This is a genomic window from Peribacillus sp. P4_C12, assembly GCF_056402095.1.
In genome coordinates this window covers 1-1,274 of the sequence record NZ_JBFUIB010000826.1, presented here as the reverse complement: position 1 = coordinate 1,274, position 1,274 = coordinate 1, and the positions used below count along the sequence as shown (strand labels likewise).

Sequence of the window (1,274 nt, the reverse complement as noted above, 5' to 3'; positions counted from 1 at the left end):
ATTAATAGAAACCAAAGCTCAACATCCATATTTATTGAAATATATTCAAAAGCCAAGCTTAGACGACGATAAACTGTTATTGCTTTGGGGATTGTTTAACGATTTGGACGTTTTAAGCGAAGAACGGAATCAATACATTATTTCAACTATGCTAGTGCAAATAGCTCTTGATACCCATGAAATAGTGTCAAATTCGGGCGAAGGAATAGAGTTGCCTGAGGAATTGAAAAATCGGCAATTACAAGTACTTGCTGGTGATTATTATAGTGGCTTATACTATCAAGGGCTTGCCGGTGTTGGTAATGTTGAGATGATTCGTATACTATCAAGCGCCATAAAAACAATAAATGATCATAAGATCATTCTTTATCAACAACGGTCCATTAAGGATGTTCCAACGCTTATAACGACAATTAAAGCGATCGAGGCTTCGCTGATTTATAAATTGGCTGATTATTATAATCAGCCTGCCTGGATTGACATTTCAGAAGACCTGCTTCTTTTGAATCGGCTGCATGCTGAGATGAGAAACTATCTTAAGTCAGGCCAATCGGTAGTTTTTGATGTCTTAAGAGACATATCTTTTGATGATTCGAATAGTAATGATGTTCTAACTTCAGAAAAGGAAGCACAGATACGGACTCAATTTGATAAGTGTCTGAGGGATGCCAGGCAATCCGTAAAGCTTTCGATGCAGAAGCTAGTAACTAAGAATGACGATTTACTTCAAAGAGTAAACGTAATCTTGAAACAAACAGAGAGTGAAGCAATTTCTTACGTGAAAGAAGGGTGAGTCATGGAGCAGTCTAAAGAGCAAAAAGTTCATCATGTTTTTGAAAAGATTTACGGTAATTATGACAAGATGAATTCCCTCATCAGCTTTAAGCAGCATCTTAAATGGCGGAAGGCTACAATGGCTATAATGAAAGTCCCAAAAGGCGCCCATGCACTTGATGTATGCTGTGGAACAGCGGACTGGACCATTGCCCTTGCTAATGAAGTAGGACCTGAAGGAAAGGTTGTTGGTCTGGATTTTAGTAAAAATATGCTGAAAATCGGCGAACAAAAGGTGAATGAACTCAAGTTAGATCAAGTTTCTCTTATGCATGGGAATGCAATGGAACTTCCTTTTGAGGATAATAGCTTTGATTATGTCACAATCGGTTTCGGGCTGCGGAATGTTCCTGATTACATGCAAGTGCTCAAAGAGTTAAACCGTGTTGTCAAGCCGGGTGGAATGGTTGTTTGCCTCGATACCTCACAGCCAACAATGC

General features: G+C 38.9%; 2 protein-coding genes. Both read left to right on the top strand.

Annotation, left to right across the window (positions count from 1 at the left end; genetic code table 11):
- The coding region (locus tag AC1DUW_RS29395) for a heptaprenyl diphosphate synthase component 1 (protein WP_477644254.1) at positions 1–793 on the top strand (793 nt) is incomplete at its 5' end.
- Between the two features lie 3 nt (positions 794–796).
- A partial coding sequence (locus tag AC1DUW_RS29390; protein ID WP_477644253.1) for a demethylmenaquinone methyltransferase occupies positions 797–1,274 on the top strand: 478 nt, incomplete at its 3' end.